This is a genomic window from Lawsonibacter sp. LCP25S3_E2 (genome assembly GCF_052117285.1).
Lineage (GTDB): Bacteria > Bacillota > Clostridia > Oscillospirales > Oscillospiraceae > Lawsonibacter.
In genome coordinates, this window is record NZ_JBQKJL010000005.1 from 80,736 (window position 1) to 107,212 (window position 26,477).

The 26,477-nt window shown below is 58.6% G+C and carries 28 protein-coding genes and 1 pseudogene; 6 read left to right on the forward strand and 23 right to left on the reverse strand.

Features of this window, described 5'->3' with window-relative positions; translation table 11 throughout:
• Nucleotides 1-11: 11 nt before the first annotated feature.
• The 3 genes from ACTQ3R_RS06265 to ACTQ3R_RS06275 form a co-directional block, all read right to left on the reverse strand.
• Nucleotides 12-1,229, reverse strand: coding sequence for a CobW family GTP-binding protein (locus tag ACTQ3R_RS06265; RefSeq protein ID WP_441778288.1), 1,218 nt, complete (start codon nucleotides 1,227-1,229; stop codon nucleotides 12-14).
• Between the two features lie 43 nt (nucleotides 1,230-1,272).
• A complete protein-coding gene (locus ACTQ3R_RS06270) occupies nucleotides 1,273-3,135 on the reverse strand; it encodes a S41 family peptidase (RefSeq protein ID WP_441778289.1) in 1,863 nt (620 codons plus the stop codon).
• A gap of 77 nt (nucleotides 3,136-3,212) precedes the next feature.
• On the reverse strand, nucleotides 3,213-4,517 hold the full coding sequence (locus tag ACTQ3R_RS06275; RefSeq protein WP_441778290.1) for an adenylosuccinate synthase: 1,305 nt from the start codon (nucleotides 4,515-4,517) through the stop codon (nucleotides 3,213-3,215).
• Between the two features lie 342 nt (nucleotides 4,518-4,859).
• Between ACTQ3R_RS06275 and rbr the strand changes: the two genes are divergently transcribed.
• On the forward strand, nucleotides 4,860-5,396 hold the full coding sequence (gene rbr, locus ACTQ3R_RS06280; RefSeq protein ID WP_441778291.1) for a rubrerythrin: 537 nt from the start codon (nucleotides 4,860-4,862) through the stop codon (nucleotides 5,394-5,396).
• Nucleotides 5,397-5,677: 281 nt separating this feature from the next.
• Here the strand turns inward: rbr and ACTQ3R_RS06285 are convergent, their stop codons facing one another.
• From ACTQ3R_RS06285 to ACTQ3R_RS06380, 20 genes and pseudogenes are all read right to left on the reverse strand, one after another.
• A complete protein-coding gene (locus tag ACTQ3R_RS06285; RefSeq protein ID WP_441778292.1) occupies nucleotides 5,678-7,981 on the reverse strand; it encodes an AAA family ATPase in 2,304 nt (767 codons plus the stop codon).
• Between the two features lie 132 nt (nucleotides 7,982-8,113).
• Nucleotides 8,114-8,815 (reverse strand): CvpA family protein, encoded by a 702-nt coding sequence (locus ACTQ3R_RS06290; RefSeq protein WP_441778293.1) that lies wholly within the window; start codon nucleotides 8,813-8,815, stop codon nucleotides 8,114-8,116.
• Nucleotides 8,816-8,845: 30 nt separating this feature from the next.
• On the reverse strand, nucleotides 8,846-10,021 hold the full coding sequence (locus tag ACTQ3R_RS06295) for a DUF5711 family protein (RefSeq protein ID WP_441778294.1): 1,176 nt from the start codon (nucleotides 10,019-10,021) through the stop codon (nucleotides 8,846-8,848).
• A gap of 10 nt (nucleotides 10,022-10,031) precedes the next feature.
• Complete coding sequence (gene truA, locus ACTQ3R_RS06300) at nucleotides 10,032-10,784, reverse strand: tRNA pseudouridine(38-40) synthase TruA (protein ID WP_441778295.1); 753 nt, start codon at nucleotides 10,782-10,784, stop codon at nucleotides 10,032-10,034.
• A gap of 10 nt (nucleotides 10,785-10,794) precedes the next feature.
• Nucleotides 10,795-11,604 (reverse strand): energy-coupling factor transporter transmembrane component T family protein, encoded by an 810-nt coding sequence (locus tag ACTQ3R_RS06305; protein WP_441778296.1) that lies wholly within the window; start codon nucleotides 11,602-11,604, stop codon nucleotides 10,795-10,797.
• Nucleotides 11,605-12,468, reverse strand: coding sequence for an energy-coupling factor transporter ATPase (locus ACTQ3R_RS06310; RefSeq protein WP_441778297.1), 864 nt, complete (start codon nucleotides 12,466-12,468; stop codon nucleotides 11,605-11,607).
• Nucleotides 12,469-12,554: 86 nt separating this feature from the next.
• Complete coding sequence (locus ACTQ3R_RS06315) at nucleotides 12,555-12,806, reverse strand: hypothetical protein (RefSeq protein WP_441778298.1); 252 nt, start codon at nucleotides 12,804-12,806, stop codon at nucleotides 12,555-12,557.
• Complete coding sequence (locus ACTQ3R_RS06320) at nucleotides 12,796-13,662, reverse strand: energy-coupling factor transporter ATPase (RefSeq protein ID WP_441778299.1); 867 nt, start codon at nucleotides 13,660-13,662, stop codon at nucleotides 12,796-12,798. The genes ACTQ3R_RS06315 and ACTQ3R_RS06320 overlap by 11 nt, the downstream gene beginning before the upstream one ends.
• 20 nt (nucleotides 13,663-13,682) lie before the next feature.
• Nucleotides 13,683-14,546, reverse strand: coding sequence for a class I SAM-dependent methyltransferase (locus tag ACTQ3R_RS06325; RefSeq protein ID WP_441778300.1), 864 nt, complete (start codon nucleotides 14,544-14,546; stop codon nucleotides 13,683-13,685).
• 253 nt (nucleotides 14,547-14,799) lie between these two features.
• Nucleotides 14,800-15,471 (reverse strand): annotated as a pseudogene (locus ACTQ3R_RS06330) (IS30 family transposase); the annotation flags it as partial.
• Nucleotides 15,389-15,856, reverse strand: coding sequence for a hypothetical protein (locus ACTQ3R_RS06335; protein WP_441778301.1), 468 nt, complete (start codon nucleotides 15,854-15,856; stop codon nucleotides 15,389-15,391). The pseudogene ACTQ3R_RS06330 and the gene ACTQ3R_RS06335, both read right to left, overlap by 83 nt.
• Before the next feature lie 2 nt (nucleotides 15,857-15,858).
• Complete coding sequence (locus tag ACTQ3R_RS06340) at nucleotides 15,859-16,137, reverse strand: hypothetical protein (RefSeq protein WP_441778302.1); 279 nt, start codon at nucleotides 16,135-16,137, stop codon at nucleotides 15,859-15,861.
• The gene (locus ACTQ3R_RS06345) at nucleotides 16,115-16,336 is read right to left on the reverse strand and encodes a hypothetical protein (protein ID WP_441778303.1); all 222 of its coding nucleotides are present in this window, start codon (nucleotides 16,334-16,336) and stop codon (nucleotides 16,115-16,117) included. Before ACTQ3R_RS06345 ends, ACTQ3R_RS06340 begins: the two co-directional genes overlap by 23 nt.
• Complete coding sequence (locus tag ACTQ3R_RS06350; RefSeq protein ID WP_441778304.1) at nucleotides 16,333-16,995, reverse strand: hypothetical protein; 663 nt, start codon at nucleotides 16,993-16,995, stop codon at nucleotides 16,333-16,335. Before ACTQ3R_RS06350 ends, ACTQ3R_RS06345 begins: the two co-directional genes overlap by 4 nt.
• 12 nt (nucleotides 16,996-17,007) lie before the next feature.
• Nucleotides 17,008-17,145: a hypothetical protein gene (locus tag ACTQ3R_RS06355; protein WP_441778305.1), complete on the reverse strand. Its 138-nt coding sequence runs from the start codon at nucleotides 17,143-17,145 to the stop codon at nucleotides 17,008-17,010.
• Complete coding sequence (locus ACTQ3R_RS06360) at nucleotides 17,142-17,663, reverse strand: hypothetical protein (RefSeq protein ID WP_441778306.1); 522 nt, start codon at nucleotides 17,661-17,663, stop codon at nucleotides 17,142-17,144. The genes ACTQ3R_RS06355 and ACTQ3R_RS06360 overlap by 4 nt, the downstream gene beginning before the upstream one ends.
• Nucleotide 17,664: 1 nt before the next feature.
• Nucleotides 17,665-17,892, reverse strand: coding sequence for a hypothetical protein (locus ACTQ3R_RS06365; RefSeq protein WP_441778307.1), 228 nt, complete (start codon nucleotides 17,890-17,892; stop codon nucleotides 17,665-17,667).
• Between the two features lie 351 nt (nucleotides 17,893-18,243).
• The gene (locus tag ACTQ3R_RS06370) at nucleotides 18,244-18,456 is read right to left on the reverse strand and encodes a hypothetical protein (RefSeq protein WP_441778308.1); all 213 of its coding nucleotides are present in this window, start codon (nucleotides 18,454-18,456) and stop codon (nucleotides 18,244-18,246) included.
• Between the two features lie 80 nt (nucleotides 18,457-18,536).
• On the reverse strand, nucleotides 18,537-18,896 hold the full coding sequence (locus ACTQ3R_RS06375) for a hypothetical protein (RefSeq protein WP_441778309.1): 360 nt from the start codon (nucleotides 18,894-18,896) through the stop codon (nucleotides 18,537-18,539).
• Between the two features lie 18 nt (nucleotides 18,897-18,914).
• Complete coding sequence (locus ACTQ3R_RS06380; RefSeq protein WP_441778310.1) at nucleotides 18,915-19,163, reverse strand: helix-turn-helix domain-containing protein; 249 nt, start codon at nucleotides 19,161-19,163, stop codon at nucleotides 18,915-18,917.
• 228 nt (nucleotides 19,164-19,391) lie between these two features.
• Between ACTQ3R_RS06380 and ACTQ3R_RS06385 the strand changes: the two genes are divergently transcribed.
• The 5 genes from ACTQ3R_RS06385 to ACTQ3R_RS06405 all read left to right on the forward strand — a co-directional run bounded on the left by ACTQ3R_RS06385 (nucleotide 19,392) and on the right by ACTQ3R_RS06405 (nucleotide 26,410).
• Nucleotides 19,392-20,102, forward strand: coding sequence for a hypothetical protein (locus ACTQ3R_RS06385; protein ID WP_441778311.1), 711 nt, complete (start codon nucleotides 19,392-19,394; stop codon nucleotides 20,100-20,102).
• Nucleotides 20,103-20,411: 309 nt separating this feature from the next.
• Nucleotides 20,412-21,257, forward strand: a complete 846-nt coding sequence (locus ACTQ3R_RS06390; RefSeq protein ID WP_441778312.1) for a tyrosine-type recombinase/integrase — start codon at nucleotides 20,412-20,414, stop codon at nucleotides 21,255-21,257.
• A gap of 281 nt (nucleotides 21,258-21,538) precedes the next feature.
• Nucleotides 21,539-22,462, forward strand: coding sequence for a zinc-ribbon domain-containing protein (locus ACTQ3R_RS06395; RefSeq protein WP_441778313.1), 924 nt, complete (start codon nucleotides 21,539-21,541; stop codon nucleotides 22,460-22,462).
• The gene (locus tag ACTQ3R_RS06400; protein WP_441778314.1) at nucleotides 22,459-22,740 is read left to right on the forward strand and encodes a hypothetical protein; all 282 of its coding nucleotides are present in this window, start codon (nucleotides 22,459-22,461) and stop codon (nucleotides 22,738-22,740) included. The genes ACTQ3R_RS06395 and ACTQ3R_RS06400 overlap by 4 nt, the downstream gene beginning before the upstream one ends.
• Nucleotides 22,741-22,846: 106 nt before the next feature.
• Nucleotides 22,847-26,410 (forward strand): S-layer homology domain-containing protein, encoded by a 3,564-nt coding sequence (locus tag ACTQ3R_RS06405; protein ID WP_441778315.1) that lies wholly within the window; start codon nucleotides 22,847-22,849, stop codon nucleotides 26,408-26,410.
• Nucleotides 26,411-26,477 lie beyond the last annotated feature (67 nt).

A 26,477-nucleotide genomic window follows, 5' to 3' on the forward strand; every position in this document is an offset into this window, starting at 1 on the left:
GTCCGTTCACCTCACGAGAGCAGGAACAGCTTCTCCAGCTGCTCCTCCTTGAGCTCAGAGCCGATGACGCACAGCCGCCCGGTGTAGTCGGGGGCGCCCTCCCGGATCTGGAACTCCTCGGGCACCAGATCAAAGTGGAGCCAGGTCACGCCGTCCTCGCAGGGGAGCATACCCTTGGCCCGGAGGATGTAGCCGTAGTCCTCCCCCATGGCCAAAGAGGCCAGGATCTCCTGGAGCTCCTCCCGGCTATATTTCCGGGCCGTCTCCCTGCCCCAGGAGGTGAACACTTCGTCGGCATGATGATGGTGGTGGGCGGTGGAGTGGATGCAGCTGTCGCACAGCTCGCAGGAGGGGCACTCGCCCTCACAGCCCAGCTGGGCGTGGATCTCGGCCAGCTCCTCCTCAGTGTGGTGGTGGCCGCAGGAGCAGGAGCCATGGTCGTGGTCATGGTGATGCGCATGGTCGTGCTCGTGATGATGGTCATGGTCATGGTCATGGTGGTGCTCATGGTCATGGTCGTGGTGATGCTCGTGATGGTCGTGGTCATGGCAGCCGCAGTCGCAATGCTCGTCGTGGTCGTGATGGTGGTGTTCGTGCTCGATCTCCTCCATCAGCTCCTGGGCCAGGGAGTGGCCGCCCTCCATGGCGGAGAGAATCTGTTTGCCGGTGAGCTGGTCCCAGGGGGTGGTGAGGATGGCGGCCTTCTCATTCTTGCTCCGGAGCAGAGTGACAGCGGCGTCCAGCTTGGGCTGGGCCATGTTCTGGGTGCGGGAGAGGATAATGGCGCAGGCGTGCTCCACCTGGTTGTTGAAGAACTCACCGAAGTTCTTCATATACACCTTGGCCTTAGTGGCGTCCACTACAGTGACAAAGCTGTTGAGATGGAGGTTGGGCTCGTCCTTCTGCACTCCCTCCACGGCGGCGATCACGTCGGAGAGCTTGCCCACGCCGGAGGGCTCGATGATGATCCGGTCGGGGGCGTAGTCGGCTAAAACCTTCTTCAGGGCGGTGCCGAAGTCGCCCACCAGAGAGCAGCAGATGCACCCGGAGTTCATCTCGGTGATCTCTACCCCGGCGTCCTTCAGAAAGCCGCCGTCAATGCCGATCTCGCCGAACTCGTTTTCGATGAGGACGAGCTTTTCCCCCTTGAATGCCTCGTCCAGCAGCTTTTTGATCAGGGTGGTCTTGCCCGCCCCCAGGAAGCCGGAAATAATGTCGATCTTGGTCATGGTTTTGTCATATCCTTTCAAAAAATAACAAACTGTATTTGTTTTAATCCCAAATGAGGCCGAGTTTCTCCATCAGACGGCAGAGCGTGCCGGCAGCCAGCTCCCTGGTAACGGTGTCGCCAGGTGCAGTATCCCCGAGAAGGAGCTCCAACAGGTCCAGGTTCCGGGCGGCCGGACGGGCCCAGTCGGAAAAGTCTTGATACTCCAGCCACTGCTCCATATCAAGCTCTGCCTGGGAGAGATTGTAGCTGTCCATATCCGTCCAAACGGCTGCGGCGGAAAGAGCAGTGATCATCTGCTCATAGGTCAGGGGCTGGTCTGGACGGAAGGTGCCGTCTTCATAGCCGGCCAGGAAGCCCAGGGAGGCCATGTCGGAGATGGCCTGAGCATAGGCGGCGTTCTGGGGCACATCAGAGAAGGTCATCTCCTTCCCACCGTAGAGGCCCAGTGCCTGGGCAGCCATGGCGCAGAAGTCGCCCCGTGTGAGTATGTCTCCGGGGTGGAAAGCGCCGTTCTCATCTCCGGTGAGCAGCCCATAAGCGGCCAGGGTGTCGATCTCCCGTGTGTAGAGGCTCAGCTGTGTGTCGGAGAAGGTGCGGGGGGTAAAGGAAAGCTGAAGGTTCTGGGCCATCTGGGCGGGGGTCACCGTGGTCCAAACCTGTGTGCCGGAGCCCTGAGAGAGTGCGGCGGCAGGGGGCAGAGCCTCCAGAAGCTCGGTGAAGACGGCCTGGTTTTCGGGCTCAACGGCCTTTGCCAGGTCCAGGTAGAAGGTTTGGCCGGCCAGCTCCAGCTTAGCGTACCCTTCGGCGCGCTGGGGCTTGTCCGAGCCCAGCAGGAGGGCGGCAGTTTCTGTGTTCTCCGGGGAGAGCACCAGGGTGGGCAGCACACCCACAATGTGGTTGGTGACACCCTCGGGGGAGAAAAAGCGGTAGATGGTGATCCGCAGGGCTTCCCCCTCAGAGAGCATATCGGTGTTCTTGCTGGTGAGAACGATCTGGGCGGTACCCTTGCCAAAGGTGCGCTGCCCCAGGGCAATGCCCGCCTGATAGTCCCGGATGATGCCGGAGAACAGCTCTGAGCCGCTGGCAGAGTGTTCGCTGGTGAGGACGATCACCGGCTTGTCGGTCAGGTCAGGGTAGTTGGGGGAGGTGTAGGTGTAGTTATAGTTTCCGGCCCCGTCCCGGAAGTAGAGCATGATCCCGCCCCCGGTGAAGAAGGAAGCGGAGCCGGCGGTGGACTTACTGTCGCCGCCGGGGTTGGCGCGCAGGTCTACGATCCAGACGGCGGTCTGGTCCTCCAGCTCTTCCAGGGCCTTCTGAAAGGTTTCCGAGGTGGTGGTGCCAAAGCTGACGCAGTCAATGACAGCCACCCCGTCCTCCAGGGCGTAGGTGACAATGGGCAGGCTGACCGCCTGGCGGATCATGGTGAAGCTCAGCTCCTGGCTGTCCCGGACCACAGTGACGGTGACCGAGGTGTCAGCCGCTCCGCTGATAGGTACGCGGGGGTCTGTATCGGCGGTAAGGGGGACACCGTCCACGGCGATCAGCCGGTCACCGGCCTGAAGCCCTGCCTGCTGCGCGGGAGAGTCGGGAAGAACGGAGAGGATGAGAAAGCCGTTGTGAAAGGCGTTCTCCACGGTGATGCCGATCCCCACCACCTCTTGTCCGTTGACCGCCTGGTAAAAGGACTCATATTGCTCCGGATTCATGTAATAGGTGTAGGGGTCGCCCAGTGCGGCCAGGATCTCATCCAGGGAGTCCAGCTCCAGCACCTCTTCCGGCACCCCGTTATAGTAGAGCTGAGACAGGAGCGTTTTGGCGTCCTCCAGCTCCAGCGCGGAGGCGGCGGGAGCGGAGAGGGTCACGGTGAGCGCCAGGGCGGCCAGGGCAGAGAAAAATTTTTTCATAGTGTGCTCCTTTGCGATGGAAAATGCCCTTATGGGAGACACGCCGGACGCCATGCGGGGCGTCCGGCGCGGGCAAATCAGGCGTGATGATATAACTTGGTGGTGCGGTAGGTCATTTCCTCCCGCTTGGGACCGCTGGAAACGAACGTGATGGGGCAGCCGATGTGTGCCTCCAAAAAGTCCACATAGTCACGGGCCTGCTGGGGCAGGTCCTCGTAGTTCTTGCAGCCGCGGATGTCGCACTTCCAGCCGGGCAGGGTGGTGAATACGGGCTTTGCCCGCAGAAGGCTGGGGGTGGTGGGGAACATGTCGGTGACCTGGCCGTCGATTTCATAGCCGGTGCAGACAGGAATCTCGTCCAGATAACCCAGCACATCCAGGCAGGTGAGGGCCACCTGGGTGGCGCCCTGAACCATGCAGCCGTATTTGGTGGCCACGGCGTCAAACCAGCCCACCCGGCGGGGCCGGCCGGTGGTGGCGCCGAACTCGCCCTTGTCGCCGCCACGGCGGCGCAGCTCGTCCCCGGCATCGCCGGTGACCTCGCTGACGAAGGGCTCCGTCTGGGAACCGACACAGGAGGAATAGGCCTTGGTGACGCAGATCACGTCTTCAATGGCGGTAGGAGGCACCGAGGCGCCCACGCAGCCGTATCCTGCCAGCGTGTGGGAGGAGGTGGTCATGGGGAAAATGCCCAGGTCCGGGTCCTTCATAGAGCCCAGCTGTCCCTCCAGCAGGAGGGTCTTGTCCTCTTTCAGGGCCTGGTGGACAAAGGCCACCGTGTCGCCCACATAGGGGCGGATGCGCTCCCGCAGCTGGAGCATCTGGGCCATGAGCTCCTCGGCGTCCAGGCGGGGCTTGTGATAGAGGTGCTCAAAGAGCACGTTTTTCAGCTCCACAGCGGCAAAGAGCCGCTCCCGGAGGATCTTCTCGTCAAACAGGTCACACACCTGAATGCCGGTTTTGGCGTATTTGTCGGAGTAGAAGGGGGCGATGCCGCTTTTGGTGGAGCCAAAGGCTTTGCCGCCCAGGCGCTCCTCCTCATAGGCATCCTGAAGCACATGATAGGGCATCAAAAGCTGTGCCCGGTCGGAGACGATGAGCTTAGGAGCGGGAACTCCCTGGCTTACAATGCTCTCCAGCTCTCCCACCAACTTGGATACGTCCAGCGCGACCCCGTTTCCGATAACATTGGTCACATGGGGATAGAAGATGCCCGAGGGGAGAATGTGCAGAGCGAAGCGGCCATAGTCGTTGATGATGGTGTGCCCCGCGTTGGCGCCGCCCTGAAAGCGGATGACCACATCGGACTGTTGGGCCAGCATGTCGGTAATCTTGCCCTTGCCCTCATCGCCCCAGTTGGCTCCTACAATTGCTTTTACCATATTGTTACCTCCGAGAACCGGGATTCGCAACCCTTTGGGTTTGCCTTATCCGGCCCTATGTAACAGCGGTATTATACTGCTTTTTCCTATGGGGCGCAAGGGGGAAATCGTTGAAAAAATCACGAAACAGGGGCCGAAGCCGGGGTTTGCTCCGGGTAAATGTGCCCTTTCCCGGCTGTGGGGACGCGGTGGGCTTTTTGGGGGAAACTAAGAAAAATTAAGAAATGATATTTGTGTTTTTCCATTGACAAACCCAATAGAGACTGTTATACTTTTATCGTAACTATTAAGAATAATTCGCGTTAAGCGAAAATTAAATTTGGGAAAGCGAGGAAGTTTATCATGCCTGAACTGAAGGGAAGCAAGACTGAGCAGAACCTGTGGACCGCCTTTGCCGGGGAGAGCCAGGCCCGGAACAAGTACACCTACTTCGCCTCCAAGGCCAAGAAGGACGGCTATGTCCAGATCTCCAAGATCTTTGAGGAGACCGCTGCCAATGAGAAGGAGCACGCCGAGATCTGGTTCAAGCTGCTGGAGGGCATCGGCACCACCGCCGAGAACCTGAAGGCTGCCGCCGCTGGTGAGAACTACGAGTGGACCGACATGTACGCCACCATGGCCAAGGAGGCCAAGGAGGAGGGCTTTGACCACATTGCCTTCCTGTTTGAGGAAGTGGCCAAGATCGAGAAGGAGCACGAGGAGCGCTACCTGAAGCTGCTGGCCAATGTGGAGGGCGGCCTGGTCTTCTCCCGCGACGGCGACATGATCTGGCAGTGCAGCAACTGCGGCCACATCCATGTGGGCAAGCAGGCCCCCGAGGTGTGCCCCGTGTGTGCCCACCCCAAGGATTATTTCCAGCTCAAGGCCGAGAATTACTAAGAATACTTCAAAAAAGGGACTTTTTAAGTCCCTTTTTTAATTGTATCGAAAAAGTGTCACAGCCACTTTTTCGAGTGGGATTGCACGCAAAAGAGCCTCGATTCCTTGCGGAAAAGTCGGCCCATTTTGCGTGAGAAGTGTCATTTCCGACGCACATGTCGCCGGAAATGACGAGATTAAAATTGATTTCGCCGCCTGCGGGCGGCGAAACTCCTGCGGAGGGCTTGTAAATAAAGCACCGCCCGGTTTTATACCGGGCGGTGCTTTATTTTTACTTGTGTTTACATAGAGAGCAGCTCGATCTTCTCCCCGTCGGACAGAGCCTTCAGGTGGGTGGGGGGGAACTGGTAGCTTTCGATGAGCCGCAGGGCGATGGCGTCCTCCAGCTCTTTCTGGAGCAGCCGGCGCAGGTTCCGGGCCCCGTACACCGCCGAGTAGGACTTCTTCACCAGGTAGTCCAGCAGGGACTGCTCCCAGGTGAAGGTGATATCCTTCTCCTTGAGTGTTTCGGCCAGCTCCTGGAGCATGATGCCGGCGATGGCCTTGAAGTTCTCCTCAGTGAGCTGGTTGAAGCAGACGATCTCGTCCACCCGGTTCAAAAACTCCGGGCGGAGGAAGTCCTGCAGGGCCTTCATGGCCCGCTCCTTAGACTGCTCGGTGAGGGTGCGGCCAAAGCCTACGCTGCCCGTTTTGGTGCCGCTTCCGGCGTTGGAGGTCATGACGATGACAGTGTTTTCAAAGTTTACCACCCGGCCGTGGGCATCGGTGATGCGCCCGTCGTCCAAAATCTGGAGCAGGATGTTCAGCACATCCGGGTGGGCCTTCTCAATTTCGTCAAAGAGGACCACGGAGTAGGGCTTTCTCCGGATTTTCTCCGTCAGCTGTCCCGCCTCGTCATAGCCCACATACCCCGGAGGAGAACCGATGAGCCGGGAGACGGCGTGCTTCTCCATAAACTCGGACATGTCCAGACGGATGAGAGCGTCGGGGGTGTCGAAGAGGTCGGCGGCCAGGCGCTTGACCAGCTCCGTCTTGCCCACGCCGGTGGAGCCCACAAAGATGAAGGACACGGGCTTGTGCTTGGGGCTGATCCCGGCCCGGCCCCGGCGGATGGCGGCGGAGACGGCCTTGACGGCCTCCTCCTGGCCGATGATGTGGGCGGACAGACGCTCCTCCAGCTTGCCCAGGCGCTGGAACTCCTGCTCCTGGATGCGGCTGGCGGGGATGTTGGTCCACAGCTCGATGACGTTGGCCAGGTTCTCCTCGGTGAGCTCCCGCTGGGCGTGTGCCTCCAGGCCCTTCTGCTCGTCCTGGAGCCGCAGCTCCATGCTTTTGATGTCGGCCAGACGCTTATAGGCATCCTCGGTGGCGGCGGCCATCATGACCTCCTTCTCCTTATTCAGGTCGGCCAGCTCCTTTTCCACCTGGCTCAGCCGGGCCAGATCCTGGTTGTGGAGGTTGACGTTGGAACAAGCCTCGTCAATGAGGTCGATGGCCTTGTCGGGGAGATAGCGGTCGGTGATGTACCGCTCGCTCATGGTCACGGCCAGACGGCACATTTTGGGGGAGATGGTCACCTGGTGGAAGGCGGAGTAGTAGGGGGCGATGCCCTCGATGATCTTCACGCTGTCCTCAATGGAGGGCTCCTCCACGATGACGGGCTGGAAGCGGCGCTCCAAGGCGGTGTCCTTCTCAATGTGCTTGCGGTATTCGTTGAGGGTAGTGGCTCCGATGACCTGGAGCTCTCCCCGGCTGAGGGCAGGCTTTAAGATGTTGGCGGCATTCATGGAGCCCTCAGCGTCTCCCGCCCCCACGATGTTGTGGACCTCGTCAATGACCAGGATGATGTTGCCCAGCTTCTTGATCTCCTCAATGAGACCCTTCATCCGGCTCTCAAACTGGCCACGGAACTGAGTGCCCGCCACCAGAGCGGTGAGGTCCAGCAGATAGACCTCCTTGTCCTGGAGCTTGTAGGGCACATTGCCCTCGTAAATGCGCTGGGCCAGTCCTTCGGCAATGGCGGTCTTGCCCACACCGGGCTCACCGATGAGGCAGGGGTTATTTTTCTGCCGGCGGTTCAAGACCTGGATCATCCGCTCCAGCTCCCGGTCCCGGCCAATGAGGGGGTCCAGCTGGCCGTCCTTGGCCTTCCGGGTCAGGGAGATGCAGTAGCTGTCCAAAAACTTCCGTTTGGGCTGCTTGTTGGGGGCGCTCTTCTCCGTCCGGGGCTGGGCGTTTTCCCCTTCGTTTTTCTGGGGCTGGGCGTTGCCTGCACCCCCAAAGAGCTGGTTGAGGAAGGGGAAGGTGGCGGTGCGCCCCTCGTCCTCGTCCTCCTCGGAGGTGGGGTTCATCAGGCTCTCCATCCCCTCCGCCCCGCCGAAGGCGGACATCATCTCGTTGGTAAGATTGTCCAGTTCCTCGTCAGTGATGCCCATCTTCTTCATCATGTCGTCAATGGGCTTAATACCAAGCTCACGGGCGCATTTCAGACACAGTCCCTCGTTTTTGGAGGTGCCCCCCTCCAGCTTGGTGATAAAGATCACCGCCACGTTTTTTTTGCAGCGGCTGCACATAGTAGGCTGCATAAAAGCCTCACTCCTCTCTGGGAAACATTGCGTTTGAGGGTATGGTACACCCTAATTGTGAACTGGGTGTGAAAATTAACAAGATTAGGGCAAGACCGCGGAAATTACCAGTTCCCCGGTCCTGCCCCGTTCTCACAGCATGGCCAGCAGGGAGAAGGGACTGACCGTGCAGAAAAAGTTCAGCAGAAAGGTGTTTTCAATGGCCTGGGAGGGAATGAAGCTCCCCTTTAAAAGCCAGGCGGCGATGAACAGGAGCAGCCCGCCCTTGATAAGGCCCACCGCGGCCCCTGTCCAGTGGTTGAGGGTGGACAGGACCGGCAGCTTAAAGGCCAGGTCCAGCGCGTGGCTGAGGAGAAACCAGGCCACCAATACGGCGGCAAAGGCCAGGATAAACAGAATCGTCCGGGCGATCTGGATGGCGATATACTCCGCCAGCGCCTGGGCGGCGTTGGTGGCCACTGTCTCTATGCCCTCGTCCACCGCCTTCTGGAAGGCCTCGGCCAGGCTGTGGAAGATGGGGGAATCCTGAAGAGCCTCCAGCACGTCGGACAGGGGCAGCTCCTCAGGCAGGACGGATGGAGTCTCCGCGGAGGTGCTGGGAACGGAGTCCTGCATGGACTGTTCCAGGGTTTCGTGGATGCCGCTTTCGATCATGGGAACAATGGCCTGGGCCACGGGCTTGGCCAGGGCGTTGGAAATGAGGGTGGCCCCGATAAAGGCCACAAAGACGGCTAAAAAGCCGCACAGGGTGAGCACAAAGCCCTTCTTGTACCCCTGCCACAAAAAGAACAAAAGAATGGCGGCGATGGCGATGTCAAAAAGAATATAAGTCATGGGTACCTCCTGGGAATGCAGTAAAACGCTTTAGTTGGGAAGATAGAGCCAGGCCTGCTGAGCGTCGGCCATCAGGGCGGAGCCGTCGTGGGACAAATCCACATGACGGGCCCCCTGGGGGTCAGAGAGCAGGGCATAGGGCTCCTGTCCGGTGCTGGTGTAAATGGTCAGGGCAGAGCCGGTGAGCAGGGCGAAGTAATTGCCTGCGGCAGAGTAGTCCAGTACCTGCCCGGACAGATCCAGGGTCTGGACGACCTGGCCCTCCCGGTCAAGGATCAGCGCCTGGGTGGCGCTGCCCGCCCGGTAGGGACCGGTGAGCAGCAGGGCGAAGTTGTCTCCCTGCAAATCGCAGCCCTTTAAATAGGAACGGCTGAAGGAATAGGTCTGCACCGCCTCCCCTTTGTCGTCGGCGATGAGCAGGGCGTCCTCTCCCAGCACCCACACCCGGCCGGACTCATAGTCCAGGTCCAGACACACAATGTTTCCCAGCTCCGCCTGGGCGCTGGGCTCGGATTGGTCCACGGGGTAGAAGAGCAGGCGGCTGTAGAAACTGCCTCCCCGCTGGTCCATGGTGACCACCGCCACCGTTTTGCAGTCGGGGGAGACGGCGGCGTCCACCACAAAGGTGGAGGAGAGGCTGATGCCGATGACCGGCTGGTGATGGGAGTCATAGACGGTGACCGCGCCCTTGTAGCCGCTTTGCTGGGCGGTGACCGCCAGCCAGCCGCTGTCGTTGGGCCGCACGGAGAGCAGGTTGATTCCCTCCTCCAGACTGAGGTCTGAGACCTCCTGGCCGTTCTGGAACACGAACAGGGACTGTCCGCCCGCGTTGTACACCACCCCCGTGGAGGAGGAGGCGCAGAGCACCGGGTTATCCAGGGGGAGGACCTCCTCAGCGTAGAGGGTCCCGTCCAGAGCGTAGTACCGGGCGCCGGTGGACGAGGCGGTGAGAATGCCGCCGCCCAGGTGGGAGATGGACATCTTGTTTCCGCCTGCGTGGTTAAAGGGAACGGCCTGGCCGGTCTCCGTGGTCTCCATGGTGCGGTAGGCCAGGTAGCGCTTCAGGGCGTCCAGGTTGAACCGGTCCCGGTAGACCACCAGGACCAGCGCCCCCAGCACCAGGGCTGCCGTCACCAACAGGGCCAGAATACGCACCAGAATATTTGGTTTTTTGGCCCCCTCAGGGGCGGTATGTTTGTCTGCCATAGTAATTTACTCACAAAACATCTTCATCATACCAGAGTTTCGTCATATAGAGCCCGCCCGGCGGGACGGTGGGCCCGGCCAGCGTGCGGTTGCCCGAGGCCAGAATGGCGGGAATGTCTTCCGGGGCAAGCTTTCCCTCGGCGGCATAGACCACGGTGCCCACCATGGCCCGGACCATGTTGTAGAGAAAGCCGTTGGCGCACACCTTACATTCAATCAGATCTCCGCTGCGGGAAACGTCGAAATAATAGACGGTCCGGACCGTTGTTTTGGTCTCGGTGCCCACCGAGCGCACCGCCCGGAAATCGTGGGTGCCCACAAACTCCGCCGCAGCACGGGCCATGATGGTCTCATCCAGGTGTTTGGGATAGAACCAGGCCCGGTCCACATAGAAGGGGTTGCCCAGACGGGAATTATAGATGCGGTAGGTGTACTCCTTGCGCAGGCAGGAGCCGATGGCGTTGAAGGAGTCGGGAACCTGGGTGGCCTTGACCACCACGATGTCGTTGGGCAGGCGGGTGTTCACCGCCAGGGGGAGCCGGTCGCAGGGGATGGGGGAAGTGGTGCGGAAGTTGGCGATGTAGGTCTCCGCATGGACCCCTGCATCGGTGCGCCCGGCGCCGGTGCACTTCACCCGGTGGCCCACCACCGTCTCCAGGGCCTTCTCCAGGGTCTCGGCTACAGATATAGCATTTTTCTGCACCTGCCAGCCGTGGTAGGCGGTGCCGTTGTACATGAGTTTCAGAGCAATGTTGCGTTCCATGTTGTCACCCTTACAGTCCAAAGTGAGCCAGCACGCCCACTCCCACGGTGAGGGCGATAAAGAGCACCAGGGTCACATAGTCCCGGCCCCGATACTTCAGCTGCTTGAGGCGGGTGCGCCCCTGGCCCCCGTGGTAGCACCGGCACTCCATAGCGGTGGCCAGCTCGTCGGCCCGGCGGAAAGCGGAGATGAACAGGGGCACCAGCAGAGGGAGCAGGGCCTTTGCCCGCTGGAACAGGTTGCCGCTTTCAAAGTCGGCCCCACGGGCCCGCTGGGCGGACATGATCTTGTCCGTCTCCTCAATGAGGGTGGGGATGAACCGCAGGGCGATGGACATCATCATGGCCAGCTCGTGGACAGGGACCTTCAGGGCCTTTAAGGGATTCAGCAGGGACTCCAGCCCGTCGGTGAGCATGATGGGGGAGGTGGTGTAGGTGAGCAGGAAGGTGCCCGCAATGAGCATCAAAATCCGCACGACCATGAAAATCGCCTGGAACACGCCCTCCAGGGTAATGGTGAAGATCCAGAACTGGGCCAGCACATGCTCGCCGGGGGTATAGAAGAGGTTGAGAATACCCGTGAAGACCAGAATAAAGACCACCGGCTTCATGCCGCTGACCAGGGATTTGAGGGGCACACGGGAGATGGCCACAGAAGCGGCCAGCACCACAAACATAATGGCATAGGTGACAAACCACTTTGCCAAAAACAGGGCTACAATATAGAGCAGCACCGCGATAAGCTTGGTCCTGGGGTCCAGCTTGTGGACGGGGGAGGAGCCGGGGAAGTACTGGCCCAGGGTAATGTCTTTCAGTGCCATTTACTTCACCGCCTTCCCTAGTTTTTCCAAAATGGCCGCCTTGGCCTGCTCCACGGTGTACACAGATGGATCAATGTCCACGCCCAGGTCCCGCAGCCGGTGGAACACACGGGTGAGCTGGGGCACGCCCAGGCCCATCTTCTCCAGCTCGCTTCCGTGCTGGAACACCTCTCTGGGTGCGCCCTGGAAGGGAATGTGTCCGTCGTCAATGACCACCAGCCGGTCCACCGTCCGGGCCATGTCCTCCATGGAGTGGGAGACCAGGATGATGGTGGCGTTGTTGGCCTTGTGGTAGTCCCGGATGTTGCCCAGAATGGACTCCACCCCCTCCGGGTCTAGGCCCGCGGTGGGCTCGTCCAAAATGAGCACCCTCGGCTCCATGGCGATGACGCCCGCGATGGCCACCCGGCGTTTTTGACCGCCGGAGAGCTCAAAGGGAGATTTGTCCAGCTGGTCGTCCCGCAGGCCCACAAAGTAAGCGGCCGAGCGGACCCGCCGGTCGATCTCCTTCTCGCTCAGGCCCATGTTCCGCGGGCCGAAGGAGATGTCCTTATAGACCGTCTCCTCAAAAAGCTGATACTCCGGGTATTGGAATACCAGCCCCACCTGGAAGCGGGTGCGGCGGGTGATTTTGGAGTCCGACCAGATGTCCGTGCCCTGGAACAGGACCTGCCCGTCCGTGGGCTTCAAAAGGCCGTTCAGGTGCTGGATGAGGGTGGATTTTCCTGAGCCGGTGTGCCCGATGATGCCCAGATATTCTCCCGGATAGGCGGCAAAGTCCACACAGTCCAGGGCGGTGCGTTCAAAGGGGGTTCCGGCGGAGTAGGTGTGAGTAAGGTGCTTGGTTTCAATAATTGGTTCCATAGGCTTTCCGTCCTTATGGTATAGAGTGGTGCGTGTCAAAGTGATCACGCCCTGAAATATAGAAGAAAATAATTACGAAATGTTTTTTAATTTGAGCGTGATATCGTTTTGGACTGGTGCTCCAGAGTTTCAATCCGACGTTCCAGCTCGTCCACATACTTTCGAAGGGTGCGGAGATAGACAATAAATGCCAGGATCAGACCAGCCAAAATGTCCAGTCCCAGGGAGATCCTTACCTCGTTCCAGTAGAACAGTGTGGCGAAGTAGTTGATGACCAGCGCGGCAATCAGTCCCGCCAGGAAGGCCCAATAAACTTCAGAAAAACGATTATACTTCATGGGTTGTCTCCCCAGTCAGCAGCTTCTGCAGAGCCAGGGCGCACTCCTCATCGCTGAGGGCATCCAGAGGGACCTTCAGCCCCGCCTGGCGCAGCTCCCATAAAAGCTGGGTGGTTTGGGGGACGGTGAGGCCCACCTCCCGCAGCCGCTCCACCTGGGAGAAAACCTCCTTGGGGGTGCCGTCGGAGATGACCTTGCCCTTAGCCATGACCACCAGCCGGTCGGCCTGGGCGGCCTCGTCCATGTGGTGGGTGATAAGCACTACACTGACACCCCGCTCCCGGTTAAGGGTCTTGATGGTGCGGATCACATCGGCCCGGCCGATGGGGTCCAGCATAGCGGTGGGCTCGTCCAGAACAATGCACCGGGGCTGCATGGCGATGACCCCGGCGATGGCGATGCGCTGCTTCTGGCCGCCGGAGAGCAGGTGGGGGGCGTGCTCCCGGAACTCATACATGTTGACCGCCTTCAGGGCGTCGTCCACCCGGCGGCGGATCTCCTCCGGGGGAACGCCCAGGTTCTCCGGGGCAAAGGCCACGTCCTCCTCCACCACGTTGGCCACGATCTGGTTGTCCGGGTTCTGAAAGACCATGCCCACAGTGCGGCGGATGTCCAGCAGCTTTCCTTCGTCGGCGGTGTCCATACCGCTGACATAGACCTTGCCTCCTGCAGGCAGAAGAATGGCATTGAAGTGCTTGGCCAGGGTGGATTTACCCGAGCCGTTGTGGCCCAGAATGGCCACGAAGGTGCCCTCCTCAATGGACAGGCTGACCCCGTCCAGCACCACCGGAGTGACCCCCTCGGCGGCGGGGTAGGAGAAGCGCAGGTCCTTTGCCTCAATGATGGGTTTGCTCATATCCTTGCCTCCATCCGGCCTTATTTGGCCGTCCAGCGCCCGGTGGCTCCGCAGGGGAGGACCAGGCCCGTCTCGCTTACCGGCAGGCCCAGCTCGTCAGAGACCGTGTGGCCGCCGAATTTTTTGGTGATGATGCTCTCCAGAATGTAGGTGACCACGCTGGGGGCAAGGCCGGTGGTGTAGGAGTTCAGAATGATGAACAGGGGGTTGTCGGACAGCACCCCGCTCACCAGCTCCACAAAGGGGTAGAGGTTCTCCTCCAGCTTCCACACCTCGCCGGTGGGCCCCCGGCCGTAGGAGGGCGGGTCCATGATGATGGCGTCATAGCGCCGGCCCCGGCGGATCTCCCGCTCCACAAACTTGCCGCAGTCGTCCACGATCCAGCGGATGGGGGCGTCCTCCAAATGGGAGCTCTTGGCGTTTTCCCTGGCCCACTGGACCATGCCCTTCGCCGCGTCCACATGGCACACGCTGGCCCCTGCGGCGGCGCAGGCCACGGTGGCCCCGCCGGTGTAGGCAAAGAGGTTCAGCACGCTGACGGGCCGCCCGGCGTTTTTGATCTGCTCCTGGGCAAAGTCCCAGTTGGCGGCCTGCTCGGGGAACAGGCCTGTGTGCTTGAAGTTCATGGGCTTAATATTAAAGGTGAGCGAGCCGTAGGACACCGTCCAGCGCTGGGGCATGGACTTGTTCTGCCACTGGCCGCCCCCGGTGGAGGAGCGGGCGTACCGCCCAGCGTTGTGCTTCCAGCCTGGATTGGTCCTGGGGGTATTCCAGATGGCCTGAGGGTCAGGCCGCACCAGCAGCTGCTTCCCCCAGCGCTCCAGCTTTTCCCCTCTGCCGCAGTCAATGAGCTCATAATCCTTCCACTTGTCGGAGCACCACATGGACGCTGTCCTCCCTGTCACAAAAAGTTGCTTGAAATCAAGTTAGTATATCATTCCTAACCGTCTGCGTCAATGAAATCCGGGGAAAATCCGGGGAATCGAAATTTCAATAGGCAGAAGCAACAGTTTTTCCCGTTTCATTTTGTCTATTTTTACCGCACGCCAACCAGGCCACCGATCCCACTTGATCGCTGGCCTCCTTCATTTCCTATCCACTTCCAGTATTTTTTCGGCTCTTCCTCCTCTCCTGCTTTTACGCTACGATCCCCAATTCCCGCAGGCACTCTCTAAAAACTGCCTCGCTGCTTGTGTACCCCAGTATCTTCCGCGGATAGTTGTTTATCCAGTCCTCCGTTGCCTTGATCTGTGCCGCGCTCACCTTCGAGAAGTCAGTGCCCTTTGGGTGCTTTCTCCGAATCATAATGTTGTTGTTCTCGTTGCTTCCTCGCTCCCAGGAGGAATACGGGTGGCAGAAGTACACCTTCGTCCTCGGTATAGTCTTATTGATGACGCTCCGCTCCATCTCCTCCGCCGCCGAGAACTCCGATCCGTTGTCCACGGTGATGCTCTTGAAGATCTTCCTGAAGTTCACCGCCCCATACTTCCGCTCCAGGGCGTCCAGCGCCCGAACGATTGTTTCTGTCTTTCTGTTCGGGATTAGGACGATGATCTCCTTCCGGGTCTTCCGTTCCGTCAGTACCAGCAGCGCCTTTGAGGTTGTGTTCTTCTTGCTGTAAACGGTGTCCATCTCCCAGTGCCCGAACACCTTGCGCTCCACCACCTCGTCATCCCTGCGCTCAATGCTTTCCCCGGCGCTTGCCCTGGCCTGGTTCTTCTTCACCTTAACTTTTTTGTAACTGTGCTTGTGCTTCCCTCGGCGGGGCAAGTCCACCTGCGTGATATGGAGGAACAGTCCCATTTTGATACAGAAAATCATCCAGCGAGAGGATCTTGCGCTCTGCCTTCGGCTCCGGCATTGTCGTTGCGGGCTCTTCTTCGTCCTCGACGCTGGCGCATAGGTTGACGCTCATGTGAAACCGTACATCCGCTCCCGGGAAGTAAAACTGCACCGCCCTGCGGAATGCCTCCAGGTCGGAGATTGCGTTCCCACAGTTCTTGGCCACCGCCTTCATACAGTCCTCGAAGGTTCCGCCCTGGACCACCGCCTGGGCAAACTCCCCGTCCTGCCGGCAGAATCCGTCCAGCGCCTCCAGTACGGCCGTCTTCATGGCAGCTGCATACCGGTCATATTTCCCGGCCTTCTGCTCCACCTCCAGCTTCTGTTTCGCCCTCTCGTACCATTCATTCACTTCTATCGCACTCCTTTCTTCGTTCCCATGTCCCACTCAATGGCCTGCCCGCACTGGCCGCAGAACCGCTGCTCGTTCCCGTCCTCGTTGTGCAGGTATTCTCCGCTCCCACAACAGGGGCACGCCAGGATGTGCTCGTCTCCGCCCGGGTTTGGCTGCTTCGGCACCATCCGTAGCAGGGCCTCCATTCCCATCCTGCAGGCTGTGTTTACCGGCTCGATGCTCTCATAACGTTCCCGGTGCTCCGGGTCCAGGATCTCAACAGCCCTCTCGATTTCCATGTTTTTCTCTCGCCTCCCTCGCCAGTTCCACTCTCGCCTTCGTCATTAGCCACGCCCGGATGCACCTTTCGCACATCTCGCTCCCGAGATAACCCCGGCTACATTCTCGCTCCGGGTCCTCATGTCTGCAAAGTCCGTCCGCCACCATGACCTTTGCGGCGATCTTCACCGCTCTTGCCTCCACGGTTTCATCCTTCACTGCTCTATCACTCCGTCCTCCATTCCGATTTGCTCCCCGTCGTCTCCCTCCGGTTCCGCCGTGTCAGGTTCATCCCCCGTCCGGGCCTGCTCCCGGTAGAGCTGTTCCGTGCACATCGCCTCGAACTCCGCCAGGGAGGCGAGGTATTCCTGGCTCACCACCTGCATGGGCATAACTGCCGCCAGCAGGTTCATCCCGTCGTGTACCGCAAGATACCGTTGCCCGTTCGTCATGCGCCGCACTGTGAACATGATGTAGTCGCTGTTTTCCACCTCGTCCATGATGGGAGACAGCAGGCTCTCCCGGTAGAAAATCAGTTCTCCGTCGTTGCACCGGCAGCAGGCCGCCCACACCCCATCCAGAGCCGCAACAACCCGTACTTTCTCCGCCCGCTTTTCACCTTTGTCGTAGTCCGACAGGTTCATTCCCATCACATTTCGGACGCTCTCAAACTCTTCTTCCTCCAGGTGCACTTTCTCCCATGCCTTCTCCGGCACGTCCAGCACCGTTCGCACCTGCTCTCTTCCCGACATCTTTGGCAGGTTTGTGGCCCGGTAGAACCCGTACCCGTTTCCCAGCCAAATTCCGCTATCCTCCACATCTGCAACGATGCAGCGCCCTGCGTTCTTCACCAGCTTTACGAACTTAGAAATCTTCATCGGCTTGTCCCCCTAAAAGAACAGGTATGAAATGCACAGCTTCAGCAGGGCCGGACCCGCCAGGATCAGGGCCGCCGCCCAAGCTGCCACCACCAGTGTTCCGATAATGCCGCCCAGCGCCGCGGCAAGGAACTCCAGAAACTCCTTCACCTCGCCTTGCCTCCTCTCGTTCCGATGGTCACGTAGGCCGTTCCTTTCCGGTTCAGCTCCATATCCACCGGAGCCTTGCACGCGATGCAGGTGTGGGTGATGGTCTCCGTTGTGGCGTTGGTCCGGTATCGGAAACTCTTTCCGCACTTACAGTGCATATACATGGGCCGCAGGTTCTCCAGCGCCGTTTCGTGCCCGCACTCGTCGCACCGGAAGCTGTAAGTCTCCCGCTTCGCGCAGAACGCCCGGATCTCCCCGCACTCCTCGCACACCACCAGCAGGAACCCCTTGTACGGTCCCTGGCCCTCGTCCGGGTCCCGCTTGGGCCAGTCCTCTTTTTTCCCGAACATCCGCTCCACTCGGCTGTTCTTCCGCTCGACCGATCCATGGGTCATCGGAATAATCAGCTGCTCCTTGGTCTCCGGGCACTCGATGTAAATGTCGATCCCATTGTGCTTAATGATGATTTTTTCATCCAGGAGCGCTTCCCGGATGTCGTTTACCGTGATACTGCCCATACTATCCTCTCTTTCCGATTTCGGGGATGAACTGAAACATCCACGCTTCATCCATAATGCTCACAATGTTTCCGTCCTCGTTGATGGCAAGGACCTCAATGGCCTTTGGCTTGCTGACCTTCCCGAGATCCGGGTAATCCCCGTCCTCAAACTCCACAGACATGAGGGCCAGCGTCCGCAGAACCCTTTCTTTGTAGATGACCTTATACCCCGTCAGCGCAGCGATCATTTTCGTCACCCTTCCTTTTATAGTGGTAAAACCTACCCATCGTCAGTTCGATTCCCCGGCAATGCCGATCCAGTTGTGCTTGATGGTTTTTCATTCAGTCTCGCATACGGGCACGTGTACCAGTGAACTTCAAACGCCGGCGTCCCTTCGTCCGTCTCGCTGACTGTACCATTGAAAATCTCGCCCTTTTCGTTTACGAATTGTTCCTCTCCGCCTTCTGTCACAAAAACCGGCACTGGGTCCAGTGGAAGCTGCACGCCTCCGTCCATGCGCAGCCATAGGATCTGTGCTCCGCACGCTCTGCACCTACTCATTGGTCGTTCCTTCTTTCGCAGCCGTAAGGCCGTCCCATTACCAGTTCGATTCCCGACGCTGGAATGCCGCTCCGCCTTCCCGTAAAAACTCCCTTGGCACGACCACCGGCCCGTCTCCCGGACCAGCCAGCCACACTTTCGCATCTGTGATCGCGCTCCAGTCGCATCCCCAGTATTCCGCCGCATTCATCACAGCGGCCAGGTTAGAGCTGTGCGGAACCACCACCTCGCCGTACTTCGGATGTACCACCCGGCTCCTCCCGCGGGCGTTCCACCGTTCCGCCCGCGTCCGTTCACGCGCCCTCTGGTGAAGGTCCTCCCGCTCGTCCGTCACTCGATCTCGCCCCGCTCCCGCATTCGGCGCAGCCATTCGGCTTGCTTCTCCTGCCCGTAGAACGCATGGCCCATCCATGCTCCCAGCACCATCAAAGCCAGCCCGGCGCAACCCAGCGCGGCGATTCCCGACATGGTTTCCTGCCCGTCAATTCCCATCAGCAGGATGAATCCAAAAAGCCCGATAAACGCTCCGGCAGTTTCCCGGACGCGCGCCAGCTTGCGCTGCTTCTCCACATACCGCGTCCGCCGGCGCTCCCGCCGCTCCTCGATCCGCTCCATTTTCCCCGCCCCGGAATAGATGTTCACTCGGATACATCCCTGGCTTTTTCCGACCTCGCAGTACATGGCCTTCATTTGAATACCTCTCTTTCTTTACCCGGCGCTGGCCCTGTTCGTCCGCCTACGGCGGTAGTTCTCGATGACCGTCCGCTGGGCCAGCTCCGCGCTGTACCCCATGCGTCCGTTCTTGTCCATCTCTCCGGTGTCCCCTCGCTTCAATTCATTGTAGACGGTAGACCGATGGACCTTCAGCTTCGCGGCAATCTGCTCAACGCCGCGTCCTTTTTCATAGAGCGCTTCCAGCTCCATGCGGTCTTTCAGTGTTAAATGTCTCTTGCTCAAACCGCTCGCCCTCCTTTTCCACAGGATTTTTGACAAAAAAATAAATGCGGGAAAACTCGCATCGAGTTCTCTCGCATTTATTCTAAATATTCAGTGAAAATCCGGGGAATTTCCGGGAAAGGGGGAGAAGTGGATTGTAATTGACGGCAAGTTGTGATAAGATACCTGAGAAAATGACAAAGTTGCCGGCCCGGAGCCTTCCGGGCTGTTTTCAGAGAGGAGCAGCACATGGACCATCCCTTCCGTACCGCCGCCTTTGGCGGCTTTCATCGACAGGACGTATTGACTTATCTGGAGGAGCACACCCGCCAGGCCGCCCAGCAGCGGGAGGACCTGGAGGGACGGCTGAGCCAGGCCGCCGCCCGGGAGGAGGAGCTTCGCCGGGAGGGGGAGCAGCTGCGCGCCCAGGTGGAACAGCTCCAGCAGTCTTTGGATGCCCTGCACCAGGAGCAGGCGGGTCTGCTGCACCGCCTGGAGGAGAGCAACCGGGAGCTGTCCGCCAGCCGTACCCAGTGCAGCCAGAGTGCCAGGGAGCTGGAGAGTGCACGGGAAGAGAACCAGCGCCTTCAGCAGCAGCTGGAGCAGCTCACCCCCGCTGCCCAGGCCTACACCCAGCTCAAGGAGCGCACCGCCGGAGTGGAGCTGGAGGCCCACCGCCGGGCCCAGGATATCCAGGAGAAGGCCGAAGGAGACGCCAGGAAGGTCCGCCGCCAGGTAGAGCAGTGGCTTCAGGGGGTGCGCCGGGAGCACGAGGAGCTGTGCAGCCGGGTGGAGTCCACCGTCTCCCACGCGGCCGAGGAGCTGCGCAAGGCCGACGCCTGCCTGGAACGGGCGGGGGAGATCATGGGGGAGCAGGGCCAGGCATTAGAGGCCATCGTTCAGGCCTACGCCCAGCAGGACCACACTAAGGTAGAGGCGCCTATGCCCATCGAGGAATAAGAGGCCCCAAAAACAGATTAAAGTGCAAAAAAGCACCATCCAAAGCGTTGAGCCCCATAGGTTCACATTGTGAACCTATGGGGCTCAACGCCGTGTATGGAAGAAATGAGGGCCTGTGGTGCTCCACAGGCCCTCATTTTTTATATGACGCACGTCCCGGAAAGGACCAGATAAGCGTATAACTTTCCTGTGGCAGTGGCAAACCTATCCATACGGCGTACAAAGCCCGCAGCGGTATTTGCCGCTGTGGGCTTTGCTGTCCCTGTACTTCCTGTACAATAGCGATATAGTTCTGATGGGAGGGTCTCTATGAAACATCATCCATTAACACAACAACAAGTTCGGGCATACGCCCATCACCTTCAGATGGAGGAAAAGAGCGGCGCAACCATGGAAAAATATCTGCGGGATATCCGGGCGTTTGCCTGCTGGCTGGATGGCCGTGACATCAGCAAGGAGCGGACCTCGGAGTGGAAATCTCACCTTTTGTCCCAGAACTACGCCCCGACTACAATCAATGCTATGCTCTCGGCCCTGAACGGCTTGCTGGAGTTTCTCGATCTGCGGGAGTGCCGGGTAAAATTTCTTAAAATCCAGCGCCGCCTGTTTCGGGATGCCGACCGCGAGCTGACAAAGGATGACTACCAGCGTCTTCTGAACACGGCCTACCAATTGGGGCGGGAACGGCTGGGGCTTCTGGTGGAAACCATTGGAGCCACCGGTATCCGGGTGAGCGAAGTACAGCATATCACCGTGGAAGCTGTTCAGCAGGGCAAAGCGGAGATCGCGCTGAAAGGCAAGATCCGTACTATCTTGCTCCCTGGAAAGCTCCGCCGCAAGCTGCTGAAGTACGCAAAAAAACAGAAAACCGCTTCCGGCGCGATCTTTCGCACCAAAAGCGGAAAGGAACTTGGCCGTCGGCAGATCTGGGCGGAGCTGAAAGGGCTGTGCAAGCACGCAGGGGTGGAGCCGGGAAAAGTATTCCCCCATAACCTGCGGCATCTGTTTGCCACGGTCTTTTACCGGGCCTGCCGGGACATTGCAAAACTGGCCGACCTGTTGGGCCACAGCAGCATCGAAACCACGCGCATCTATCTGGTTACCTCCGGCACAGAACACCAGCGGGAGATTGATCGGCTGGGGCTTGTGTGGTAGTCACAGAATCGATATTCTGTCCCAATATTGACTACATACCCAAAGGATACACCGCCATTATAGCAGGCGTAAACACGAAAGACAAGGCATCGTCCCGATTTTGAGCGCAAAAACATAGGCCGCAGGCATGGTCTGCATGTGCGGCCCGGCTTCCTACGCCCGTTCGCCCTCTTTCCAAAGGAAAGACGGGCGATTTTTTATGCCCGTGTGTTCCATGGAGCGGAAAGGAAGGGAAGAGCTCTATTCAGAATATCGATTCTGCATAGAAGGGGGGACTGCCCATGCGTGAAAGCCTGCACGACTTCTGCATTCGGGAAGGGCGGCAGGAATTGTTGGATCAATGGGTGGCACAGACGAACCTTCCCTTTACCCCTGAAACCATTTCCTGCGGCAGCACCAAAAAGGTCTGGTGGCGGTGTGGGCTGGGCCATGAGTGGCAGGCGGAAATCCGTTCACGGGTGGACGGCTGCGGCTGCCCGGTGTGTGCCAACCGTACTGTGGCTTTGGGCATCAATGATCTGGCCAGCCAGTTTCCCAATCTAGCCCAGGAGTGGCACCCGACAAAAAACGGCACGCTGACGTTCCAGGAGGTGACTTTCGGGACTAAGCGAAAAGTCTGGTGGCGGTGCGAGAAGGGGCACGCGTGGTGTGCTTCCATCCAGTCCCGCACATTGGACGGGACCGGCTGCCCGGTCTGCGCCGGACGGGTGATCCTGCCGGGAGAAAACGACATGGCCTCTCAGTTTCCGGAGATAGCCCGACAGTGGCATCCCACAAAAAATGGACCGCTGCTGCCGTCCCAGGTCACACCCGCCTGCAAACGGCGGGTTTGGTGGATCTGCCCCCTGGGACACGAATATGTGGCGGCGGTGGGCATGCGGACCAAGCGCAACTCAGGCTGTCCCTACTGTGCCGGGAAAAAGGTCCTGGCCGGGTTCAACGACCTGGCTACGGCGCAGCCAAAAATCGCGGCCCAATGGCATCCCATGCTGAACGGTTCCCTGACGCCTCAGATGGTTACAGCGGGGTCCCATAAAAAGGTTTGGTGGATCTGCTCTGAGGGCCATATCTGGAAGGCTTCTATATATTCCCGAGCTGGAAAACAGAAGCGCGGGTGTCCGGTTTGTGCCGGAATGGTCAACGGGAAACGACGTGCACGCTACGAAAACATGCTGGCAGAAGCAAAGGAGGCCATAGGGGTGTGAGGGTGGAACAATCTCTGCTGGATTTGCTGTCCATTCAAATGAAGTGCGAGTACTTATCTGATCTGCATTTTTTGTCATCGGAGCAGTACCGGTATTTGGCACAAAGGCTTGGCCGGCTGACACCCCGAGAGGAGGATATGGGAGAGTGGAACGATGTGTTGACCTATCTCACCGATTCGCCGCCGGCGGCCACTGCTACGGCAGCCCGAGAGCAGCTGGTAAAAATCTTATCTGGGCGGAGTATGAAGAACTCAAAAAATCTGAATTGGGAGGACTGAGGTTTTGACAAAAAAGATAGTGGCATGTTTGCTGTTGTTTGTTATGACATTCTCCATGTTTCCGACATCGGTTCTTGCTGCTGATGATATGCCGCGGGTTGGTTTCATGGTGCGGTGGCAAGAAACGCAAGAACTTGGAGGCGGACAGCCGGAAGCGCCGGAACTTGAAAACAGGAGCACGCTGTATGCATATACCGATCTCTACGAAAGCGTGTACCTCAAGCCCTATATTGAAGGGGTACAGTATCCGCCCGGCTCTATTGGCTGGGGCGAGACCACCTATTACACCTGGGAGTTTCAGGATGTGGTAAACGGGGTTGTGCAGGAAACACGGGGGGCTCCGTTTAATCAGGAAACAGTTTATGATCGTTCAGGGTTTAATTCAAAATACAAGCAGATCACCGTGCGCAACAACACGGAAACGGGAGAGCGCCTGGAAGAGGACAATAGCTGTTATCGGGTCATCATTAGAAAGTATCAGATGTCTGGTTGGTCCCCGAATCCCGTCAGCGATCGGCGTCTGGGCGAAGCTTCTATGGATATCCATGTCCGAATGACACGGGTGGTCCTAACTGGAATTCAGGTAGATACTAAACCCATCAAAACAGAGTATACTGAGCAAGACACACTGGATTTGAACGGTCTGATCGTAACCTTGACATATAGTAATGGCACCACCGAAAACGTAGCGTTTGAAGATTTTATGGAAAAGGGGATTTCCACTTCCCCAGCTCATGGTGCATCCCTCCCGGCAGGAGATACCACCATAACAGTGTCAAAAGACGGCTTCAGCGATACATTTAACATTACCGTTCATCCGATGCCCAAAGCAGAGGCTCCAAGTTTCTCACCGGCAGGCGGGACATATGCGCAGCCACAGTCTGTGGAAATTTCCACCGCAACAGAAGATGCAGCCATCTATTATACGACGGACGGAAGTACTCCGACGACAGACAGTACAGTGTATGCTGGCCCAATTCAGGTAGATCAGTCCATGACCATCAAGGCCATCGCAGCTAAGGACGGCATGAAGGACAGCGCGGTGTCGAGCGCCGACTATCTGATTAAGACCTATACCATGACCGCGACGCCCGCCACCCTGTCATTTGGAGAGTTGTACGAGGGATACACGCCTCCTTCCGGGCAGACCGTGACACTGACCAATACCGGCACGGGTACACTGAATGTAGCGCTGCCCACCGCTGAGCACTTTGTGATCACTCCGGGTACCGGCTGGAACCATGCAACGGCATCCCTTGCGCCAAACGAAACTGCCACAGTTACAGTGACGCCGAAACAGGACCTGACTGCCGGTACCTATCAGGACACCCTCCGTTTTACCACGGAGCAGACGGGCGTCATAGCGGATGTCGCCGCTTCCTTCTCCGTAGTATCGCACGGCAATGTCACCATCACACCCGCCAACATCACTGTCTACACCGGCGGCAAGGGCTACACCGGCGCGGTGGACAATGCCGGCAACGAAAGCACCACAGCCAACGGCCTGCCGGAACCGGGCTATTATATCACTCTGCCGGACGAACTCAATGCAAGCTTGGGCGGCAATCCCAATGCGGAGGACTTGTCTGATATCCTCAAATTCACATATGAAGATGATAAAGGCAGGACCAGAGAATGGAAACTGGAGCTTTACGGTACCGATGCCCACAGCAGCAATGTGGAAGGCACCCAGCGGCAGCGCTATATCTATCGGATGCTGCCCGGTTTGGATGAAAACGGGCAAAGGATCCCGGTTCGTCTGCAATTCACCGACGCAGAAGGGGATGCCGCAATCAACGACGAATTCACGCCCGACCTGGAAGCGCAGTATCAGGAATACACCATAAATATCTACTCCGGTGACCTGGAGGCGGGCAACATTACCGCAGAGGTCGACCTTGGCGGCGGAAAGACCGTTTCCTGCGGCATCACCCGTGGCACCGGCACACTGGTGGTCCGCGGGTTAACCAGCGGGGACACCACAACAAAAATTATCCGGGATGAGGCTGACCTCCCCGGCGGCGGGATTGCCGCGCTGGCCTGCGGAGATGTCACCTATTATGTCAATGGCAGCAATGTGGAGCTAAATGATACCGAGGGTGTGCGGCTGCTGGTGGACGATGTTCTGGATGATCATGTACTGGTGGATTATATCCAGACCAACATGGCAGAGAAAATTCCTGCCGGAGACTATACTTATGCACAGCAGTATCTAGACCTGGTGGACACCAAAAACGGCAACGCTTACCTGACTATGGGCGAGAACGACAAGCTTACGATTTACTGGAAGGTCCCAGATGATTTTGACCGGAACCAGCCATTCTATGTTGTGCACTTTGATGCCCTGGACCGAAATTACGGCAAGCTGGAGGACGAGCTTTCCAAAAATGCCCCGGACCTCTTAACGGCCCAGCTTGTTGCGGTGAAGGGAGACCAATATGTAAAATTTGATACCAGCTCGTTCTCTCCCTTTGTGCTGGTATGGGAGACCCAGGATGTTCCCCCCGTCCCCACGGTAAAACTAACCTATCATGCCAACCATGGTTCCGAGGATACGCTCACCTATTATTACACAGAACCCGTGGTTACAGTAAAGGATGGCCTGTTCACCCGGTTCGATTATACCTTTGACAGCTGGAACACTAATCCCGATGGCACCGGCACGGCGTATATGCCCAGCAGCACCATTCACTTGAATGGTGACATGGATCTGTATGCCCAGTGGATCAAGAACAGCGATAGCGTCCATGGTGGTTCGGACGGTGGAGATTTCACACAGAGTGAATTTGAACTGCATTATCGGACCAACGGCGGCAAGTATCTGTCCGTTGAGTCGGAAAGCCATGTTTGGACCAAAGACTACGAGCAACTGCCCGTGCCTGTCCGTGAGGGGTATAACTTTGCGGGGTGGTACTGGGACTTCCGCCTGACTGATCCCGTCCGCGGCGACGTGAAGGTGGATGACCCTGTTGTAGTACTCTATGCTAAGTGGGGAGAAGAAAAAACCACCGCCGGTTCGACCGGTGTTTCCCGCTGGCTGGATACTGTCCATCACACTGCCTATCTCAGCGGATATCCCGGCCACAGCTTTGGCGCTGACCGGAACATGACCCGTGCCGAGGTGGCCCAGATGTTCTATGCCCTTCTGCTGGACAAGGACGTGAAGATCACCAAGACCTTTGCTGATGTACCCGCTGACGCCTGGTACGCCAAGGCGGTCAACACACTGGCCAGCCTGGGTATGCTGGGCGGCTGCCCTGACGGCACCTTCCAGCCAGACCGTGCCATCACCCGTGCCGAATTTGCGGTGGTGGCTCTGGCCTTTGCCGACGGCGGCAGCGGCGTCTCCTGTTCCTTTACCGATGTGAGCCGGAACGACTGGTTCTACCAGTATGCGGCCCAGGCCAGCAAGTACGGCTGGATGAACGGTTATCCGGACGGAAGCTTTTGTCCCAACAATAAGATTACCCGCGCTGAGGTGTCGGTGATTGTAAACAATATGCTGGGACGCAGTGCGGATGAGCGTTTCGTCCACCGGAACAGTGACGAGCTGGTTGCCTTTACCGATCTGAGCGATGGCCACTGGGCCTACTTTGCGATTGTGGAGGCTGCCAATTCTCACACCTATGTCAGAGACGGCAGCACAGAGATATGGAAGGCCGCTGCTTGAGCGGCGCAAGCGGCAGCGGAATAAATAGCCTGCTTGAACCAGCCTTGCAGCAAAGCAGAGGGACCGG

What these genes read in the sequence shown, in the direction of transcription:
- ACTQ3R_RS06385 (WP_441778311.1), top strand. Translation starts at nt 19,392, where the DNA reads ATGGACCATCCCTTCCGTACCGCCGCCTTTGGCGGCTTTCATCGACAG.
- truA (WP_441778295.1), bottom strand. Translation starts at nt 10,784, where the DNA reads ATGGAACGCAACATTGCTCTGAAACTCATGTACAACGGCACCGCCTAC.
- ACTQ3R_RS06270 (WP_441778289.1), bottom strand. Translation starts at nt 3,135, where the DNA reads ATGAAAAAATTTTTCTCTGCCCTGGCCGCCCTGGCGCTCACCGTGACC.
- ACTQ3R_RS06325 (WP_441778300.1), bottom strand. Translation starts at nt 14,546, where the DNA reads ATGTGGTGCTCCGACAAGTGGAAGGATTATGAGCTCATTGACTGCGGC.
- ACTQ3R_RS06275 (WP_441778290.1), bottom strand. Translation starts at nt 4,517, where the DNA reads ATGGTAAAAGCAATTGTAGGAGCCAACTGGGGCGATGAGGGCAAGGGC.
- ACTQ3R_RS06295 (WP_441778294.1), bottom strand. Translation starts at nt 10,021, where the DNA reads ATGGCAGACAAACATACCGCCCCTGAGGGGGCCAAAAAACCAAATATT.
- ACTQ3R_RS06290 (WP_441778293.1), bottom strand. Translation starts at nt 8,815, where the DNA reads ATGACTTATATTCTTTTTGACATCGCCATCGCCGCCATTCTTTTGTTC.
- ACTQ3R_RS06350 (WP_441778304.1), bottom strand. Translation starts at nt 16,995, where the DNA reads ATGAAGATTTCTAAGTTCGTAAAGCTGGTGAAGAACGCAGGGCGCTGC.
- ACTQ3R_RS06320 (WP_441778299.1), bottom strand. Translation starts at nt 13,662, where the DNA reads ATGAGCAAACCCATCATTGAGGCAAAGGACCTGCGCTTCTCCTACCCC.
- rbr (WP_441778291.1), top strand. Translation starts at nt 4,860, where the DNA reads ATGCCTGAACTGAAGGGAAGCAAGACTGAGCAGAACCTGTGGACCGCC.
- ACTQ3R_RS06310 (WP_441778297.1), bottom strand. Translation starts at nt 12,468, where the DNA reads ATGGAACCAATTATTGAAACCAAGCACCTTACTCACACCTACTCCGCC.
- ACTQ3R_RS06285 (WP_441778292.1), bottom strand. Translation starts at nt 7,981, where the DNA reads ATGCAGCCTACTATGTGCAGCCGCTGCAAAAAAAACGTGGCGGTGATC.
- ACTQ3R_RS06305 (WP_441778296.1), bottom strand. Translation starts at nt 11,604, where the DNA reads ATGGCACTGAAAGACATTACCCTGGGCCAGTACTTCCCCGGCTCCTCC.
- ACTQ3R_RS06315 (WP_441778298.1), bottom strand. Translation starts at nt 12,806, where the DNA reads ATGAAGTATAATCGTTTTTCTGAAGTTTATTGGGCCTTCCTGGCGGGA.
- ACTQ3R_RS06360 (WP_441778306.1), bottom strand. Translation starts at nt 17,663, where the DNA reads ATGGGCAGTATCACGGTAAACGACATCCGGGAAGCGCTCCTGGATGAA.
- ACTQ3R_RS06405 (WP_441778315.1), top strand. Translation starts at nt 22,847, where the DNA reads ATGGTGCGGTGGCAAGAAACGCAAGAACTTGGAGGCGGACAGCCGGAA.
- ACTQ3R_RS06365 (WP_441778307.1), bottom strand. Translation starts at nt 17,892, where the DNA reads ATGATCGCTGCGCTGACGGGGTATAAGGTCATCTACAAAGAAAGGGTT.
- ACTQ3R_RS06375 (WP_441778309.1), bottom strand. Translation starts at nt 18,896, where the DNA reads ATGAAGGCCATGTACTGCGAGGTCGGAAAAAGCCAGGGATGTATCCGA.
- ACTQ3R_RS06265 (WP_441778288.1), bottom strand. Translation starts at nt 1,229, where the DNA reads ATGACCAAGATCGACATTATTTCCGGCTTCCTGGGGGCGGGCAAGACC.
- ACTQ3R_RS06340 (WP_441778302.1), bottom strand. Translation starts at nt 16,137, where the DNA reads ATGGAAATCGAGAGGGCTGTTGAGATCCTGGACCCGGAGCACCGGGAA.
- ACTQ3R_RS06390 (WP_441778312.1), top strand. Translation starts at nt 20,412, where the DNA reads ATGAAACATCATCCATTAACACAACAACAAGTTCGGGCATACGCCCAT.
- ACTQ3R_RS06395 (WP_441778313.1), top strand. Translation starts at nt 21,539, where the DNA reads ATGCGTGAAAGCCTGCACGACTTCTGCATTCGGGAAGGGCGGCAGGAA.